Origin of the sequence: Fonticella tunisiensis (assembly GCF_004364155.1) — a bacterium.
Classification (GTDB): Bacteria; Bacillota; Clostridia; order Clostridiales; family Caloramatoraceae; genus Fonticella; species Fonticella tunisiensis.
In genome coordinates this window covers 18,498-36,263 of record NZ_SOAZ01000007.1, presented here as the reverse complement: position 1 = coordinate 36,263, position 17,766 = coordinate 18,498, and the positions used below count along the sequence as shown (strand labels likewise).

The 17,766-nt window shown below is 35.8% G+C and carries 17 protein-coding genes; 10 read left to right on the top strand and 7 right to left on the bottom strand.

Going from position 1 to position 17,766, the window contains the following annotated elements; genetic code table 11:
• Nucleotides 1-184 precede the first annotated feature (184 nt).
• Nucleotides 185-679, top strand: coding sequence for an HAD domain-containing protein (locus EDD71_RS05685; protein WP_133627786.1), 495 nt, complete (start codon nt 185-187; stop codon nt 677-679).
• 174 nt (nt 680-853) lie between these two features.
• Here the strand turns inward: EDD71_RS05685 and EDD71_RS05680 are convergent, their stop codons facing one another.
• From EDD71_RS05680 to deoD, 4 genes are all read right to left on the bottom strand, one after another.
• Nucleotides 854-1,975: a M20 metallopeptidase family protein gene (locus EDD71_RS05680; protein WP_133627785.1), complete on the bottom strand. Its 1,122-nt coding sequence runs from the start codon at nt 1,973-1,975 to the stop codon at nt 854-856.
• A 61-nt stretch (nt 1,976-2,036) separates the two neighbouring features.
• A complete protein-coding gene (locus EDD71_RS05675; protein ID WP_243116413.1) occupies nt 2,037-3,452 on the bottom strand; it encodes a YfcC family protein in 1,416 nt (471 codons plus the stop codon).
• 340 nt (nt 3,453-3,792) lie between these two features.
• Nucleotides 3,793-4,053: a thioredoxin family protein gene (locus EDD71_RS05670; RefSeq protein ID WP_133627783.1), complete on the bottom strand. Its 261-nt coding sequence runs from the start codon at nt 4,051-4,053 to the stop codon at nt 3,793-3,795.
• A 62-nt stretch (nt 4,054-4,115) separates the two neighbouring features.
• A complete protein-coding gene (gene deoD, locus EDD71_RS05665; RefSeq protein WP_133627782.1) occupies nt 4,116-4,823 on the bottom strand; it encodes a purine-nucleoside phosphorylase in 708 nt (235 codons plus the stop codon).
• A gap of 371 nt (nt 4,824-5,194) precedes the next feature.
• Between deoD and EDD71_RS05660 the strand changes: the two genes are divergently transcribed.
• From EDD71_RS05660 to EDD71_RS05640, 5 genes are all read left to right on the top strand, one after another.
• Nucleotides 5,195-6,532: an APC family permease gene (locus tag EDD71_RS05660; protein WP_279233008.1), complete on the top strand. Its 1,338-nt coding sequence runs from the start codon at nt 5,195-5,197 to the stop codon at nt 6,530-6,532.
• A gap of 308 nt (nt 6,533-6,840) precedes the next feature.
• Nucleotides 6,841-7,317, top strand: coding sequence for a hypothetical protein (locus tag EDD71_RS05655; protein WP_133627781.1), 477 nt, complete (start codon nt 6,841-6,843; stop codon nt 7,315-7,317).
• Nucleotides 7,304-7,990: an accessory gene regulator ArgB-like protein gene (locus tag EDD71_RS05650; protein ID WP_133627780.1), complete on the top strand. Its 687-nt coding sequence runs from the start codon at nt 7,304-7,306 to the stop codon at nt 7,988-7,990. Before EDD71_RS05655 ends, EDD71_RS05650 begins: the two co-directional genes overlap by 14 nt.
• Nucleotides 7,971-8,108: a cyclic lactone autoinducer peptide gene (locus EDD71_RS05645; protein ID WP_133627779.1), complete on the top strand. Its 138-nt coding sequence runs from the start codon at nt 7,971-7,973 to the stop codon at nt 8,106-8,108. Before EDD71_RS05650 ends, EDD71_RS05645 begins: the two co-directional genes overlap by 20 nt.
• Before the next feature lie 62 nt (nt 8,109-8,170).
• Nucleotides 8,171-9,865 carry a diguanylate cyclase gene (locus EDD71_RS05640; protein WP_133627778.1) on the top strand — a complete coding sequence of 565 codons (1,695 nt, stop codon included), beginning with the start codon at nt 8,171-8,173 and terminating at the stop codon, nt 9,863-9,865.
• 83 nt (nt 9,866-9,948) lie between these two features.
• Here the strand turns inward: EDD71_RS05640 and EDD71_RS05635 are convergent, their stop codons facing one another.
• Nucleotides 9,949-11,007, bottom strand: a complete 1,059-nt coding sequence (locus EDD71_RS05635; protein ID WP_133627777.1) for a peptidase G2 autoproteolytic cleavage domain-containing protein — start codon at nt 11,005-11,007, stop codon at nt 9,949-9,951.
• A gap of 463 nt (nt 11,008-11,470) precedes the next feature.
• Between EDD71_RS05635 and EDD71_RS05630 the strand changes: the two genes are divergently transcribed.
• From EDD71_RS05630 to EDD71_RS05615, 4 genes are all read left to right on the top strand, one after another.
• Nucleotides 11,471-12,277, top strand: a complete 807-nt coding sequence (locus EDD71_RS05630; protein WP_207669288.1) for a CsxC family protein — start codon at nt 11,471-11,473, stop codon at nt 12,275-12,277.
• Between the two features lie 238 nt (nt 12,278-12,515).
• Nucleotides 12,516-13,436: a CsxC family protein gene (locus tag EDD71_RS05625; RefSeq protein WP_243116412.1), complete on the top strand. Its 921-nt coding sequence runs from the start codon at nt 12,516-12,518 to the stop codon at nt 13,434-13,436.
• 558 nt (nt 13,437-13,994) lie between these two features.
• Complete coding sequence (locus tag EDD71_RS05620) at nt 13,995-14,789, top strand: CsxC family protein (RefSeq protein WP_133627776.1); 795 nt, start codon at nt 13,995-13,997, stop codon at nt 14,787-14,789.
• Nucleotides 14,790-15,080: 291 nt separating this feature from the next.
• Entirely contained in the window at nt 15,081-16,022 is a 942-nt protein-coding gene (locus EDD71_RS05615; RefSeq protein ID WP_207669287.1) for a CsxC family protein, read from the top strand.
• 136 nt (nt 16,023-16,158) lie between these two features.
• Here the strand turns inward: EDD71_RS05615 and EDD71_RS05610 are convergent, their stop codons facing one another.
• Together EDD71_RS05610 and EDD71_RS05605 are read right to left on the bottom strand one after the other, a co-directional pair.
• Entirely contained in the window at nt 16,159-16,839 is a 681-nt protein-coding gene (locus tag EDD71_RS05610; RefSeq protein WP_133627775.1) for a fructose-6-phosphate aldolase, read from the bottom strand.
• 57 nt (nt 16,840-16,896) lie between these two features.
• The gene (locus EDD71_RS05605; RefSeq protein WP_133627774.1) at nt 16,897-17,658 is read right to left on the bottom strand and encodes a DeoR/GlpR family DNA-binding transcription regulator; all 762 of its coding nucleotides are present in this window, start codon (nt 17,656-17,658) and stop codon (nt 16,897-16,899) included.
• Nucleotides 17,659-17,766 lie beyond the last annotated feature (108 nt).

The following is a 17,766-nucleotide window of genomic DNA, read 5'->3' as shown; positions in this document are numbered from 1 at the left end:
TATTGTGGTGAATTTTGTTTCATACGGAGCTATTATATAATTAATTTGTTATGCTAGTTCTCTTTTATAATAAGCTGTGATAATAAAATATTAGTAAGCGAATATCATCTTCAGAAACATTATATAAAAATTTTTAAATAATTGCGATTTTAAAAGAAGAATACACTTTAAGGGGGTGCCTAAATTGAAAATCATATTTTTAGATATAAACGGTGTACTAAATACTGAAAGATATATGGAGGAACAGATCAAACGAAACAATGGAGAGTTTGAATATGGAATGCAGTTTAATTTTGATCCCGCAGCAATGGAGAACCTGAAGGAGATAATTGACAAGACTGATGCATATATTGTTATCTCATCAACGTGGAGATATGGTTGTGGAGAAGAGGGAGATGAATACTGGTCAAATCTTATGAAAAACTTGGGAAAATACAATCTTGATAATAGGGTCATTGGTGTAACTCCCTTCGATCATGGAGGTTCAGTCTGGCTTACCCGGGAAGAAGAAATAATGATGTGGCTCAAGGAAAATTCAGACAAGAATGTAGAAAAATTTGTAATTATAGATGATTCAAGATGCATTGATGGTGCCCTTGGTAAATATGTGGTAAGGTGCCACCAATACTATGGAATTACAAAATGCATTAGGGAAAAAGTGATTGATATATTGACATAACCATCATACCCTTAAAATCCATGTCATGCAGTCTGAAGCCAAAGATGCACGTTAGTTCCAGGGCTAGTTAATAAAAGATTATGTAATTTCCAAATAGATTATAGGAATTTAAAAAAGCCCCGGTAAAACTAATAACCGGGGGTTAAATATTGAATAACAAACAGAAATTATCCTTTATACTCTATCTGCAAGGTGTAAAACGAAGCTTGCCACAGTGTATATACCATAGAAAATTGCATCATCATCAACATCAAAGTAGGGTGAGTGAAGTGGGTGGTTGCCCTTTATACCATTTGATATTCCAAGTCTAAAGTGCACTGATGGAACCCTTTCTGCGAAGAAAGCAAAATCCTCTGCACCAAAGGTTTTAATGAGAGGCAGTACATTTTCACTTCCAAGGGTTTTATTTGATACCTCTATAAATTCCTCTGTAAGGGCATCATCGCTTATAACAGGTGGATATTGAACTATATAGTCAACAACTGCTTCACAGCCGTACTTTTCTGCAGACAGCTTTGCCTGGGCAACGATATCCTCATGTATTTTTTTTCTAAGCTTGTTGTCAAAGGTACGTGCTGTTCCCTTAACCACAGCCTCAGCGGGTATTACGTTGTTGGTAGTTCCTGCGTTAAAGGAAGAGAAGGTTATTACGTGGCTGTTTAGGGGATCAGTTTCTATTCTGGACTTCATTGTTATAGCCTGGATTAAATCCATAGCAGGGAAAATAGGGTTTTTACAGATATGGGGCATTGCTGCATGGCCGCCTATACCCTTAAAGGTTATGTTAAAATCATCCACCGATGCCATTGAAGCGCCCTTTCCAACCTCTATCTTTCCAACAGGAAGGCCTGGCCATACGTGGTACCCGATCATATATTTTACTGTGGGGTTTTCGAGAACCCCTTCATTGATCATAGGGAGAGCGCCACCTTCTGCTTCTTCAGCAGGCTGAAATACAAACTTAACGCATTTTTCAAAGCCCAATTCTTTAAGAACCAGTGCTGTGCCAAGGGCAACAGCCATATGGTAATCATGCCCGCAGGCGTGGGAAACTCCATTTACCGGAAGAGCATCCATATCGGCCCTTATTCCTATACAGCTTTTTCCTTCGTTTAGAACTCCAACAACACCTGTTTCCGCCATTTTAACGGCTGGAATATTAAGCTCATTTAGAAAATCCATAATTATCTTTTGTGTTTTAAACTCCTGATATGAAAGCTCAGCATTTTCATGGAGCTTAATCCTTAAAGACTTAATAGTATCCAATTTATCTTGAATAACCTTCTTTAAATCCATCTTATGTCCTCCTTTATTTAAAGGAGTAAGAAAAAACTTCTTATTCCTTTGATGTTAATTTTTAATTCAAAAGGGATGGGAAAAGTATAACAGGTGTTATGAATAAAATCTGAAGTATGAATAGCATTACTAATACCTTAGATACCCATTTTGCCCATTTTTCAAATGGTATTCTTGCAAGACCAAGTGTTGCAATTAATGTTCCTGAGGTTGGGAAAATAAGATCAGTAAATCCATTACCAAACTGATATATTAAAATGGATGTCTCTCTGCTTATTCCAACAAGTTCTCCAAGAGGATACATGATAGGTATAGTTAGGGCAGCCTGTCCAGTTCCTGAACCAACGAAGAAGTTGATAATGGATTGAACTATAAGCATTGCGTATCCTGATAGAAGTGTTGGAAGAGGCTCTATAAACTTTGCAAGTCCATAGAGTATTGTGTCCATAATCTTGGCTTCGTTTGCAAGAGTAACAATTGCGTTTGCAAGTCCTACAACCATTGCAGCCCCAATTAAATCCTTTGCGCCAAGTATGAAGGTTTCGGCGATATCGTTTAAGGAAAGGCCTCCTATTAAACCTGCAGCTATTCCAATTCCAAGGAATACTGCTGCAATTTCACCTATATACCATTCATACTTCAATACTCCATAAATTATAAGTCCAATACCTAGAAGAAGAGTTGTAAGCACCGCAGCATGGGAGGATTTAAATTCTTCTTCCATACTGTTTTCTAGATGAAGCTCTTCCCTTCTTTTCTGATCTAGTTCATACATAACACTGAGCTTTGGATTTTTCTTAACCCTGTTTGCATACCACATTACAAAGGCTATGGCTATAATAGTGAATATAGCCCATGTCACTGTTCTATACATAAGTCCTGCCTTTATTGGGGTTTCTGCAATTCCTTTAGCAATACCTACTGTGAAAGGATTGAACATTGCGGATGAAAATCCAACGGTTGCGCCAACGAAGGCAAGGCTCATTCCTACAATAGAATCATAGCCAAGGGCTAAAGCCAGTGGAACGAATATTACAGCAAAGGGTATTGTTTCTTCGGCCATACCTATAACTGCGCCGCCAATTGAAAATAGTGTCATAACAATCGGGATAAGAAGTATTTCTCTTCCCTTAAGGACTTTTACAACTTTTAAAATTCCTGAATTAATTGCATTTGTTCTTTGTATTACGGCAAAGGCACCGCCAACTATAAGTATAAATCCTGCAACTTCAGCCTTTGATGTAAATCCCTTAAGTGGTGCCATAAAGAGGTCACCGATGCCGGCTGGGACGCTTTTAATAAAATGGAATGAATTTGCAACAACTACTGTTCTTCCCTGAGCGTTTTTTACTCTATCATATTCGCCACTGGGAATTACCCATGTTGCAAGGGCAACGATAATAAGTATGGTAAATATGATGACGAAAGTATGTGGAACATTAAACTTTCTTTTTGGGATTTCTACATTACTAGACACATTAATACCTCCTTTTTGTTGTTATCAATACGCATAATTACAAATTATCTAGAATATTTATGCGAACTAATTTTAACATTGTAAAGCTATTAATGCAATATATAAAATTATTAATTTCATTTACAATTTTAATCTTGATGTAAGTAAGTCTTTATGTGATTAGAATTATGATAAAAGTTAAATAGGGCTGAAGATAAGCTTGCATATTTTTGAACTTATCTTCAGCCCTTCTTTTAATTTTGGGAATTTATTTATCCTCAGAAAAGGTCAATTTTAAGTTTATTCTACTTTTATTCCTAATTATTACAACATTTACTGTATCTCCAGCCTTATGTTTCTTTTATCTCAAAGCCTTTTCAAACACTGTGCGGATTATCTCTTTAGTGGCGGCTCCTTCATGAATCTTAACGCCGTCGACATAGTAGGTTGGTACATAATAGTAGTCATATTGGCTTGCTACATCTGGATTAAGGGTTTCATCTATTATATTGATATCAATATTGGAATATTCTGGATTTTCCTTTTTTAGTTCCTCCATCCACGTAAAAGCCTGCCTGCAGTAAGGACAGGACTTCATAGTGAACATAATTACCTGCTTCATATGTATCACCATTCCTGCAAAAGTTTTTATGTATAGCGATTAACTAAGAAATAACCACTTAGCTATGCCAGCTCTAAAGCTATCTCCATCATCTGGGTAAAGGACTTTTGCCTTTCTTCCGAGGAGGTTGCCTCGTGTGTAACGAGCGAATCTGATACGGTCAAAATACATAGGGCGTTAGCGCCTGCACGTGCTGCATTCATGTAAAGAGCAGCTGCTTCCATTTCTACAGCCAGAACCCCCATTTTAGCCCATTTTTTCCATGATTCAGGGTCATCTCCGTAGAATACATCGGATGAGAGAATGTTCCCTACTTTAACTTCAATTCCCTTTCTTTCTGCCACATCAACGGCTTTCTTTAACAACTCCCAGGATGCTGTAGGTGCATAGGTACCTGGTAAATTGTACTGTTGTGCAAAATTTGAGTCGGTAGATGAGGACATGCCTATTACAATGTCACGGATTTTTACGTTTTCCTGTAGTGAGCCGCAGGAGCCTATGCGTATCAAATTTTTAACTCCATAAAAGTGAATCAATTCATAGGAATAAATGCCTATCGAGGGCATGCCCATTCCTGTACCCATAACCGAAATCCTTTTACCCTTATATATACCGGTGAAGCCCAACATATTTCTAACTTCATTAAATTGAACGGCGTTTTCCAGATAGTTATCTGCGATAAATTTTGCGCGCAATGGGTCTCCTGGAAGGAGTATTGTTTCGGCAATTATGCCCTTTTCCTTAACGTTGATATGAGGCGTTGGAATCATATTATCCCCTCCATTAAATATTTCTAATTAAATTATATATGAGATTTTATTTTTTACAAACGCAATATTATAATTTGGAACCTATAACCATAATGGATGAAAATTTCATTGACTGGTGCATTAAATGCTAATAAAATAAAGTTATATGTTTAATATGTATTTATGAAAATTTCAAATGACAGGGCAGTGAGTAAGGTAGCGGCTATGCTTTCTTTACGTTATTTTACTCAATGTCCTTTTCGTATATATGAGTATAAATGTTTACTTGGAGAACGCAAGGAGGTTGGAAGCGGCTTACTGATAAAACACATCAGTTATGTAGTTTTTTTAAGTAGATTGAAAGGAAAATTTAATGAAGGGATGGTATAACTTTGGAAGCAGTAAAAGAGAAGAATAGTAATGTTAGTGTCTCTAAAAGCCTTAAAAGAGAAGTAGGATTGCCGGAAGCTATAACTATGGTTATAGGAGTGGTTATAGGGGCAGGCATATTTTTTAAAGCATCTACAGTATTTAAAAATGCAGGAGCACCTATACCCGGAGTTTTAGCCTGGGTAATTGGCGGTTTAATTACAATGGCATCAGCTCTTACAGCAGCAGAAATCGCAGCTGCAATACCCAAAACAGGTGGGGTATTTGTATATTTAAAAGAGCTTTATGGTGAGAGGTGGGCATTTCTGTTTGGATGGGTTCAGGCCCTCATATATGTTCCAGGAGTAGCTGCAGCCCTTGCAATTGTGTTTGTTACTCAATCAACGTATTTTATTCCAATTACAGGGATTTATCAAAAAATACTGGCAATATTTATTATGTTTTTCATAATGCTTCTGAATATTATATCAACAAAGATTGGAAGTAAGGTTCAGTTTATCTCTACCGTTGGAAAGCTCATACCTATTTTTGCAATTATAGTTTTTGGTTTAGTTAAAGGACAGGCCCATAGCTTTTCAAATACTGTATCCACTGGTTCTGCAGGGGCAGCAGGCTTTGGTGCAGCTGTACTTGGAACCCTGTGGGCATATGACGGATGGATTGGCGTAGGCAACATGGCGGGGGAGCTTAAAAACCCTAAAAGGGATCTTCCACGGGCAATCATATTAGGTCTTGCAATTACTATAGCAGTATACATTTTAATCAATATTGCCATTGTAAACATTATGCCGTTACAGGACGTTATAGGCTCCAGCAAGCCAGCATCAGATGCTGCAGTGATTTTATTTGGAAATGTAGGAGCAGGCATAATAGCAGCGGGAATAATGGTTTCAATATTCGGAGCACTGAACGGTTATTTAATGACTGGCGTTAGAATACCCTTTGCAATGGCTCAGAATAGATTATTCCCCTTTTATAAATTCTTTGGAAAAGTCAATGATAGGTTTGAAACCCCTTTAAATATGTTTTTATTTGAGGTAATAATTGCATCAACATATATTCTAAGCGGTTCCTTTGATACGCTAACAAATCTTTCTGTATTTGTTATGTGGATATTCTTCGTTATGACAGTGGCAGGCATATTTATTTTAAGGTCAAAGCACAGGCATTTAGAAAGGCCTTATGTAGTGCCACTATATCCCATCGTTCCTATCATAGGAATAGCAGGGGGGTTGTATATTATAATCAGCATGCTGTTTACAAATACTGCACATGCAGTATATGGAATAATAATAACGCTGCTCGGGCTTCCTGTTTACACGTATATCAAGAGGAAATAAACCAGGGACGGTTCACAACTTTTGCATAAAAAGCAATTGTTGCAGCCGTCCCCTATTCTTTGTGTATTTAGCGGAATAACTATGTAAAGGCATGCGTTTAGAAGGGAAGTGCATAAGGCTTAATTTTTATGCTATCTAGCCTGGAGAATGAAAATCCAGACTATCTGGCTTTTTTAACTTAATGCAGCTGAACGCGGTATTAAAATATCAAATATTAAAATAATTTTAATATTTGTTTTGTATAATTAGATGATATAATTTAATATGAAGTCTAAAAAAACAAGAAAATGTAGAAAGGGATTAATTGTATGTTGAAATTGTCGATGCTGGAGCTTTTCTTGAGAACTATACCTGAGGGCTTTGCCTTCATTCTTGCCTCCTACGCATTAGGCAGGAAAGCCATTGATAGGGATAGATATTGTATATCGGCTTTACTTCTCGGGATAACCATTTATTTAGTCAGGATGCTGCCAATACATTTTGGGGTTCACACAATAATAATCATTATGATCCATATTTTATTAACTTCAGCAATTAATAAAATTGAAACTATTAAAGCCGTATCAGCTGCATTGGTTTCAACTATAATTATGTTTTTATCGGAATGGCTCAATGTTTTTATACTGAATAGTTTCCTTAATATAAGGCTTGAAGACGTTTTTAAGGATCCTGGCATGAAACTTTTATATAGTTCACCTTCCCTAATATTTTTTGCTTTAACCACTATTGTGCTTTACAGGGTATTCAATAAACCAAAGAGGGGACAAAGTCATGTTTCTAATTGAAAGAGTCTCAAAGGCACTTGCATATGGAATATCTTCAACTTTAAACATGGATAAGGAACGAGAGGAAATCATTGCCTACGGTGCCTTTGCTTTTATACAAACAGTTTGGTCCATATTATTGGTAATTACCTTTGGAATTATATTTAATGTACTTGTACAGGCGCTTGTCATATCCCTATCGATAAGCCTTTTAAGAAAGTATTCTGGAGGAGCCCATTCAAGCTCACCCAATCGGTGTGCCCTCATTGGAGCAGTAATTTCCACCTTGCTTGGGATACTTGTAAATACAGCAGTTAGCTTTATGGATTTCTATCAAATTGCTTTAGCAGGAATAATAAGCTTTGCACTATCCTATTTTATAGTTAGTAAATTGGCACCGGTGGATAGTGCGGCAAAGCCAATAAAAAAAGCTGAAACTAGGAGAAGATTGAAAAGAAAATCTTTATGTATGCTTAATCTTTTGTTCTTGGCTGCCGCAGTATTAAATGCCCTTTATTACATATACGATATACAAATTGTATTAGCCTGTGCCCTTTGTATATACATAGGTGTAATCTGGCAGGCTTTTACCCTTACGAAAACAGGGCATTTAATGCTTGGAGCAATAGATGAGCTTTTTAGAAAAGCATTTTTGTTTATGGGGAGGGAGAAGAATGGGAAAAAGATTTACTAAGCTGATGGTAACTTTAGGAGCAGGATTGTTTACACTTTTCGCTCTCTCAACATCAGCTTCAGCATGTGTATTTGGTTATTACCAGCCTGAAGAGCCAAAAGCCTTAAGAGAAGAGTAAAGTAGGGGCCGATTTTCCGGCCTTTACTTACTTTTTAATATTCATGAAACAGGTGTGAAAATATGATGCATATTGAGGATAAAAGACAACAAAAGATATATGAAATAGTATCGATTGTAAGACTAGCTTCCTTACTTTTTAGTGGAATAATCATCTTCGCACACTTTTTTAATGATGGTACTACCATAATTTATTCCAATGAAAAATATTTTAGTTCTCTTTCTGTTGGACTATCAATTTGCATAATGGTACTTATATTTGGTTTATGGTCGTTTTCATCCAAGAGAAATCTTCTAATGAAACATTTTAAGTCGGCCCAGACGATAGAGAATTTAGTCTTCATATTGATATTCTCAATATTAATAGTTATATCTGGAGCAAATACTAGCCAGTATAAATTCCTGTTTTTATTCATTATTATAACCTCCACAATACAGGCAGGCATCAAACAAGGAATAATTTTAGCATCTGTATCTTCATTAATAGTATTATCAATAGATCTGGCGTATGCTGGAAGTGAAAGCGTAAACAAAAATTTTGAAAACGATTTAATTCTTATAGGAGTCTTTATGCTGACGGCATGGCCACTAGGATATTATGTTAAAGTTGAAAATGAGTACAGGGAAAAACTTTCTCATCTAGCTAATATAGATGGGCTAACTCAAGTATATAATCATAGATATTTTCACGATTCCCTTAAAAATGAACTGAAGAAGGCTAGAAGCTCAGGATATCCCCTTTCGATTATATTAATGGATATCGATTATTTTAAGCATTACAATGATCTTTACGGACATCAGGCAGGAGATGAGATACTTAAAAACATCGCTATGATTTTAAAGAGAAATGTTAGAAAAGAAGATATTGTAGCTAGATATGGCGGGGAGGAGTTTGCCGTAATATTACCAAATACCACTGAAAAGGAAGCTGTTTCAATAGCTGAGGTCATCAGAAGGGATGTTGAGCAAACGAAATTTCCTGGGGAGGAAAATCAACCAAACGGAAGGATTACAGCATCCATTGGTATATCTACTTTTCCGCACAAGGCCCAGAACGAAGTTGAGCTAATAAAAAGTGCGGATGATGCCCTTTATAGAGCTAAATTCTTCAACAAAAACAGGGTAGAGAGCTACTACTCTATTCTGGAGGAATTAAAGAAAGATATTGAAGCAGAGCATATCGATCTTATAACATCCATAAAAACCCTTATAAGTGTAATCAATGCAAAGGATAGATATACCTACGGGCATACCGAAAGGGTTGTAATGTACTGCAGGCTGATTTCTGATAAACTGGGCTTAAACGATGTGGACAAGAAAACGTTAAAGTATGGTGCATATCTCCACGATATAGGAAAAATAAATATTGCAAAGGAAATACTAATTAAAAGGATGCCCCTTACAAAGGATGAATGGGAAACACTCAAGCAGCACCCTGCCAATGGGGTAGAAATAATTAAAAACGTTGATTCCCTGAAGAAGGTAATACCTCTAATTTTACATCATCATGAAAGATATGATGGAAGGGGATATCCCGGTGGATTAAAGGGTGATGAAATACCATATCTTGCAAGAATTCTTACGGTGGTTGACAGCTTTGATGCAATGACCTCAAACAGGCCTTACAATACAAGGAAAACATATGATGAGGCTGTAGAAGAGCTAAAAAGGTGCAGTGGTGGACAATTCGATCCGGTTATTGCTCAGGCTTTTATAGAAGTAATTCAGGAAAATAAAGATAAACTTGATATAATTTAACAAGGGGACGGTTAATAACATAAATAAATTATTGGTTATTGACTGCCCCTTTTTAAAATGGAATCATATTCTGATTTTCGTATCTATTTAATTAAAATTACTATTTGATTGGCTCCCCTGCGCTCTAAAACTCTAAATCCAGAATACCAGGAAGTTGCAATTCCTTCTCCGTTTGGCAGACAGTATCCATTTACTCTGCAGGTACCATCATCCCTTACGAGAACTCTGCCTGTTATAACCACTGAAACCCATTCTGATCTTTTAGACCTTGGAACATATTTTGTGTTCCTGTTCCAGTTATTGTTTATTAGTGGCCTCCTTTCTACCCTTTCAGATGCTTTAATATCCCCATTTAATTCTTCGGAGATGGTTATTTCTTCATATTGGATTCTTCCCCATTCATCTGTCAAGAACTTGTTTTTCCATCTATATTCTCCACTATTGCACAGCACCCCAGGCGCAGCGCTTGTAACACCAAGTACATAGTTATCTCCATATCTAAATCTCCTTACTTTTATTCCATCAAGGGTTACAAAGTATCCAGGGGCAATCCCTCTTCCATCCACCGTTTCAAACATTTCTGCATAACCTGTATTATCAATGAGACAGTGCATTTCTGTCCCTTTTAAATCGCTGTCATCATTATTTTTATCCATTATAATATCAACATCCTCGTGGGCCTCCTCTGAATCCTCTTTGACTATTTTCTCTTCAACCTCTTCACTGACATCTTCCTGTATCAGGTTCATTGGTTCATCTATCAGTTTTTCTTCAACTACTTCTGCGGTATCGGGTGTATCTTCTATTTCCTCTACATTTGCCGGCCCGGCTTCATTTTCATTCTCTACTAAGTCATCGCGGGAGTCTGCTGCAGGCGGAGTTTCATCATTTATGGTTTCAGTCTCATGCGATATTATGTCGGACTGATTAACTTTAATGATGTTGAAACCTTGAAAGTCATTTGGCTCAATAGGTTCGTTATAGGGTATATACTCCAGGGATTTATTTAAGCCGCTTGAGCTATTACTTGTTTTAGATTTATTTTCCAGATCATCTACTTTAGAAAATTCTTCTGATGAGTAATCTCTATCATCAAGCCACGGGTTATAAAATCTTTTTTTTATGTTATGACGGCGTGTCACTTATAATCAACTCCTTTTTAAAAAATTATCTATATAAGTAGCGCATTGTGCTGCTGACAGTTTCTGAAAAAAATTATACCTAATTATAATTTATGAAATATTACTCAAACTTGTTATCATTTTAGACACAATATTCCTTAAAACAACAATACTTAAGGTATATGAAATACAAGGTTTTAGATGGGAAAAAGTTCTTGATAACAATTATTATTAATTTTTATACCAGTTTGAAGAAAGTGTTGCTGCAATGTCTGCCATTAGGGATGCTTTGTAACACTATGGGGTATTAACAATATAATAATACTATATAATTAAAACTATTAATTTCATGGATATAACATACTTCGATGGTAATGTTCAAAAAATAAAAAAATCATACGCATCATGGAACAAAATGATATATGAGGGAATATATTGTAATTAGAGATCGCTTTTTAGAATAACTGAATAGGAGGTTGCAAATATGGGAAATGTTAATGATTGCACTGACGTAAATGATTTAAAGTATAGCTCTTCTTCATGTAATGCAAAGCTCATCAAACCAAGAACCCTTGGAGAATGCAAAAACTGGCCTAAATATCCCCGGGCTACAAAAGGACCTGTAGTAATCAAGGTTCCAGTAGTTTTATCAGAATTCACAGTTCAAATTGACTTTGAATCAGTAATTAAGCTGGAAGAGCCTGCCCTGGAGATTAAAAGAATTAAAAAAAATGTGTACCTCACCCAATGTAAGCTTATACCGAAGACCGATAAACTCTTTATTAGAGGATTTATAAGAAAGAATATTGAATATTCCACAGTACAGTGTGCTGACAAGAATGGAATTAATGGTGAAATAAAACATACAACAGTAAAGGTCCCCTTTGAATGTGTTACGCGGGTACCCTTTATGATTTATCCAAAGTTTGATCCGAGAATGCCTCAATCAGAGATAGAGATGTTTGACCCGGAGCTGCTCGGTAGAAAAGCCACCGAACAGGATTTTCAGGATTTTGAGATATTTAACGAAGAGGTTCGATGCGAGCTTGTTTATGCCAAAATATGCGAAGAAGATATCGAAGAAGACCAGACAGCTATTAAGGATAGCCCTGATGAGCATACCTTCCAAATACTAACGGAAAAGGTTGTTCTTTATTTAAAGCTAAAATTATTGCAGGATCAACAGGTAAAGGTTAGCGGGTATGATGCAGTTGATTCTGATATGCAGGAAGGTGATTTTGTAAAGGAGTTTAATCCCTTTGAGGATATAGACGAAGTAAATAAGGAATAGATATAATTAGAGTGAAGCTATTTAATATCTGAATTGGGGCATAAATAGAGATTAAAATTTATAAAAACTCAAATCTATATAGAAGGATTTGAGTTTTTTTTGTATTTTAATATAGGAATTACTTAAATACTTATAAAAATTAGTTTCATATGGTATATATTATGCATATTATAGTAATAGTAGAATTTTGCAGCAAACTATTGATGCCTTGGTTTAAAAATGGTAGGGGGAAATAAGGATGGGAAAACATAAGCATAGAAAACATAATGACAAGAAAAGTCTTATTAATGAACAGACCCGTTCTAAATCAATTGATAATGAGAAGGAAAGAATTGAAAAAGTAGATGATCTTGATGAAATCGGTATTGATGGTTTAAAAAGTGAGGTTCTTTTAACGGATAATAAAAGCGAAGATAATCAGGGTAGTGAGGAGAAAAATGAATATAAAGGAAAGGTATGTGAAGCAAAAACCCTTGTAGAATGCGGCAACGTTTCAGTTAAGCCCCTTGGAAAGGATGGCTTTTTGGTAGCTAAAATTCCTGTTGTCCTGGCGGAGTTTTGGGTTCAAATTAACATTGAATCCATAATAAAATTGGAGGAGCCGGCACTTGAAATTAAGCGTGTTAAGAAGAATGTACATTTAACTCAATGTAAGCTTGTAACTGAAGCCAGCAAACTGTTTATAAGTGGAATTATCAGAAAGAATATAGAATATGCTGCTGTTAAATGTATAGGCGAAAAAAGCATAAGTGGGAATATAAAACATACAACGGTGCATATTCCCTTTGATTGTGTTACAAAGGTGAACTTTAACGTTTATCCCGATGTACCTAATAAAAATCCCCGCATAGAGGAAGAACTGCTTAAGAGTGACTTTATCGATAAAAATATTTCGATGGAAGAATTTGTTGATTGTGAATATTTTACAGAAAAAGTGTTTTGTGAAATAGAGAAGGTAAAAATTTTTGAATCGGACATAAAGCAGGATGAAGCGCAGGTTAATGATGAGCTTGCACATGAACATACTTTTCAGACCATTGTTGAGAAAATGGTATTGTTTTTAAAGTTAAAGCTATTGCAGAATCAGCAGGTAAACATATACGGGATTTGCAGCACTCCTTTAGATAAAGATAAATCCAGTTTATCCAATAGCACATAGTTTTATCGGCTATGAACATATTTTAGGAAATATATGTTCAGGAGTTCTAATTGTCCGCTTTAAAAAAGCTGATACAATAGGTTAATTTAACTCGTTGCGCTAGATAAATTTACAGATCGACGCTGCGATAAAAAATATATTTCATTCACCGGCACGCTTAGCAAAGAAGTTCTAAGGCTCGGGATTTGAAAAATGTGAATTTCATATATTTTTTATCTCCGTTCAGCTCCTGAGCTAGCACAACAGGTTAATTTAAGATTGATGGAAAGAATGATGAAACAGGATATTGTATTCTTACCTTTCTATAAAGAAGGGGGGAATAAAATATCCTGTTTATTTATTAACTCAGAACGGTATAACTATTAACAAAAATAAATACAACTAAGCCACAAGTTAGATATATTTAGTTATATTATGAAATTTGACATAATTCAACAAAAAATATAAATATTCTACAATATTTGTAACCATTTTAAGAAAAACAAATATAATGTTACTAGGAATAGGGATGTGTAAGAAAAAATCCCCCCTAATATGCAAAAATAGGAGGTTTCAAATATGTCGAATATGTGCTCAAAACCTGATAAAATAAATCCTTTGCCAGAATGCGAGGCGGATGTTATAGACAACAGAACCCTTGGGGAATGCAGAAACTGGCCGAAGTACCCAAGACCAAATTACGGACCATTAGTAGCAAAGATTCCCGTAGTGCTTTCTGAATTTGTTGTTCAGATCTGTATTAAATCAGATGTTAGGCTGGAAGAACCTGCCCTCGACATCAAGAGAATTAAAAAGCATGTATATTTAACACAATGCAAGCTTATACCCAAAACTAACAAGCTCTTGATTGAAGGATTTATTAGAAAAAATATTGAATATTCTACGGTAGAATGCAGGCCTGATAATTCTTGCATCAGTGGAGCTATAAGGCATTCAACTTGCAAAGTTCCATTCGAATGCTGCACAGATGTAAAGTTCCTTCGCTACCCAGAATTTACAAAAAGGGAACCACAAAAAGAAGTAGAAATATTTGATCCTGAGCTTTTAGGTAAGAGAACAGATGAGCAGACTTTCCTGGATTTCGAGCCCTTCAATGAAGAAGTTCGCTGTGAATTAGTATGGGCTAAAATTGCCGAAGAGGAAGAAGAAGGCAGGCAAACTCCTGTATCAGGTGATTCATTTGAAAATACCTTCCAGACCTTTACCGAAAAAGTTGTTTTGTTGTTAAAGATTAAATTATTACAGGATCAGCAGGTTTTCATTCCTTACTGCGATTTAAAAGATAATAAGGATGCCATGACATTTAAAGAATATGACCCAATGGAAGATGTTAAAGAAGCCAATGAAGAATAGCTAATTCATTTGGGGCGGATTATCCTCCACTTATCCTGTTAAAAGGGTGGAAGAATGAACCGCCCTGCTTTTTATGCATAAATTATGGAAATTACTTAATGTGCAGTGCTATTAAAGCTTAAGTATTAAAAATATGGGTATGAAAAAAATCTTTAATTGAAATCTGGATAGCATAATTCGACTAAATTACTTAAAAATAAAAATATCTTCAATGTTATTGGAACATTTTGTCGGAAAAGAAATATATTAATATTAAAGAGATAAATATCATAATAATAGGAGGATGTTATTATGGAAAACATGAATGAAATAGCCAGCACCAATGACTATATTGGTAAATCCGATATACTCAGTGTGAAAATAATGGGCCAAAAAAATTTCGATGAAACTGAGAGCACCAATGATCGCTCCTGTCCTGCTGCATCCAGTTCAAAGGCTTCAGAGCCAGAAAGAACAATGGGGGAGTTTGCTGTCGCTAATGAATCTTGCCATAAGCCTGTTTCATGTGATGCAAAAATTATAAAACCAAGAACTCTTGGAGAGTGCAAGAACTGGCCTCAGTATCCATGCCCGATAAAAGGACCGGCAGTTGTCAAAGTTCCTGTAGTATTATCTGAATTTACTGTACAGATTGACTTTGAATCATCAATTAAACTGGAGGAACCAGCTTTAGATATTAAGAGAATAAAAAAGAATGTATTTTTAACGCAGTGTAAGCTCATACCAAAAACCAATAAACTGTTCCTTAGAGGATTTCTTAGAAAAAATATCGAGTATTCTACGGTAGAATGTGCTGATGAAAATGGTATTAATGGAAGAATAAAACATACAACAGTAAAAGTTCCTTTTGAATGTGTAACAGAGGTGCCATTCGTAGTATACCCACAATTTGTTAAAAGATTCCCTCAAACTGAGGTAGAAATATTTGATCCTGAGCTTTTAGGCAAAAAAAGCACTGAGCAGGATTTTCAGGATTTCGAATTCTTCAATGAAGAAGTACGCTGCGAATTAGTTTTCGCCAAAATCTGTGAAGAGGACATTGAAAGGGATCAAACTAAAGTTAACAAAAACCCGGATGAACACACATTCCAGACCTTGACTGAGAAGGTTGTACTATACCTGAAGATAAAATTATTACAGGATCAACAGGTATTTATTCCTTATTGTGACAAAGTAGAGCTAAAGGATGAAATGACCGTTAAAGATTTCAATCCCTTTGAGGATATAGAATAGGAACATTTGAATAGGTACAGTTAATTAAATAGTTCTGCATTTGATACGGATGTATGTATAAAATAAAGGGGTTGATTGATACAGCCCCTTTATTTTAACTGATTAGTTGGACATCTTTTGACATGTATAGAAAGGTTTATTTTACATCGAAGGTTAATTTCCCTTCTCCGTAGGCTCCTTCCCAGTCCTTTATAAATTGATTTACGCTCCAGTCGGTTAGAGGATGATAAAGGAGTCCGTCCATTATATCTGCACTTACGGTCACAGCATGTCCCCCATTGAGGGCAACTTCGTGAACCTGCTGGACGTTTTTGAAGGAGGCTGCAAGTACCTTTGCATCCATTCCAAAGGTATCGAATAGATGAACTATTTCTGATACAACGCCCACCCCGTTGCCTCCTATGTTGTCAATTCTATTTACGTAGGGGGCAACAAATTCAGCACCGGCAGAAGCAGCCATAAGAGCCTGCTCAGCTGTAAAAATTGCCGTAGCTGTAGTTTTAATACCCTTTTTCTTTAACATCTTCACTGCTTTTATGCCTTCAGGTATTACCGGTATCTTTATGTACAGATTTCCCCCTACAGCTTCACAGAGGTATTCTGCTTCCCTCACAATTTCATCTGCCTTTGTACCAAGGGCTTGAACATGGAGCATGCTATCTTTCCCTATTACTTCCCTTATGTCCCTTAATATATCGAGAAAATTTTTCTTTTCCTTTGATATAATAGTGGGGTTCGTGGTTACACCGCCTAAGGGATATAGATCAAAGGCCCTTTTAATTGCATCTAAATTAGCAGTGTCCAATAAATAAAGCATTTTAATCATCCTTTCATTTATATATTTGCATTTAAAAACCAAAACCAGTAAAAGAAGTTAAATTATTCCTATATTATTCTTTTCGAGGAATTCAATTATCTTTTCCTCGGGTCTATCTTCGGTGATGATGAAATCTGCATCCTTGAGGTTTGCAAATCGATAGGAACCGTCAAAGAAAAACTTCTCATTTTCCATGACCAAATAAACCTTCTTTGAAGCCTTAATAATGGCTTTTTTGGTGTTGCCCTCCTCAAGGTCAAAGTTGCTTATGCTGCAGTCATATATGTTAACTCCGCAGCTTCCAATAAAGGCCTTATCATACCTGTGTTTTGAAATGCTTTCAATGGCGGCAGAACCAACCACCCCACCAAGCATTTTATTATACACTCCACCAATGCAAATAAGGCTGGTATAGATATTTTTTGTAAAAAGAGAGGTTATTTCAACCATGTTAGTTACAATAGTTATTTTCTTATCCCTTGATGCCACAAGTTTTGCTATAAGATAATTTATGCTTGATATGTCGAGAAATATAATGTCCATATCCTCAAGCTGTTCGTAGGCCTTTTCGGCTATCTTAAGCTTTATATCCATATTTTTTATCAACCTGGCATCTATGCTTGTACTTTCCGCCTTTTTCCTTTCCAGTATGGCACCACCGTAGGTTCTTTTAAGCTTCCCTTCCCTCTCAAGGCGCTGAAGGTCCTTTCTTATCATGGCTTCAGACACGTTGAACCTGGCGCTGAGGTCCTTAACAAAAACCCTTCCATCCCTTTTTAGGATATCTAAAATTTGATTGAGTCTTTCTTCTGCAAACATTTAAATCACCTTAAACGATAATAATTAATAATAAAAGAAAATAAATACAACTAACTTTATTGTACACCATATTTTCGACATAGTAAATAATTATAAAATCCAATCGCT

Excerpts from the sequence above, each read along its gene's own strand:
- deoD (WP_133627782.1), bottom strand. The coding sequence starts at position 4,823 with ATGATTCCAACGCCTCATATCAACGTTAAGGAAAAGGGCATAATTGCC.
- EDD71_RS05670 (WP_133627783.1), bottom strand. The coding sequence starts at position 4,053 with ATGAAGCAGGTAATTATGTTCACTATGAAGTCCTGTCCTTACTGCAGG.
- EDD71_RS05620 (WP_133627776.1), top strand. The coding sequence starts at position 13,995 with ATGTCGAATATGTGCTCAAAACCTGATAAAATAAATCCTTTGCCAGAA.
- EDD71_RS05650 (WP_133627780.1), top strand. The coding sequence starts at position 7,304 with ATGTTTCTAATTGAAAGAGTCTCAAAGGCACTTGCATATGGAATATCT.
- EDD71_RS05610 (WP_133627775.1), bottom strand. The coding sequence starts at position 16,839 with ATGCTTTATTTATTGGACACTGCTAATTTAGATGCAATTAAAAGGGCC.
- EDD71_RS05680 (WP_133627785.1), bottom strand. The coding sequence starts at position 1,975 with ATGGATTTAAAGAAGGTTATTCAAGATAAATTGGATACTATTAAGTCT.
- EDD71_RS05605 (WP_133627774.1), bottom strand. The coding sequence starts at position 17,658 with ATGTTTGCAGAAGAAAGACTCAATCAAATTTTAGATATCCTAAAAAGG.
- EDD71_RS05625 (WP_243116412.1), top strand. The coding sequence starts at position 12,516 with ATGGGAAAACATAAGCATAGAAAACATAATGACAAGAAAAGTCTTATT.
- EDD71_RS05615 (WP_207669287.1), top strand. The coding sequence starts at position 15,081 with ATGGAAAACATGAATGAAATAGCCAGCACCAATGACTATATTGGTAAA.
- EDD71_RS05655 (WP_133627781.1), top strand. The coding sequence starts at position 6,841 with ATGTTGAAATTGTCGATGCTGGAGCTTTTCTTGAGAACTATACCTGAG.
- EDD71_RS05640 (WP_133627778.1), top strand. The coding sequence starts at position 8,171 with ATGATGCATATTGAGGATAAAAGACAACAAAAGATATATGAAATAGTA.
- EDD71_RS05645 (WP_133627779.1), top strand. The coding sequence starts at position 7,971 with ATGGGAAAAAGATTTACTAAGCTGATGGTAACTTTAGGAGCAGGATTG.
- EDD71_RS05630 (WP_207669288.1), top strand. The coding sequence starts at position 11,471 with ATGGGAAATGTTAATGATTGCACTGACGTAAATGATTTAAAGTATAGC.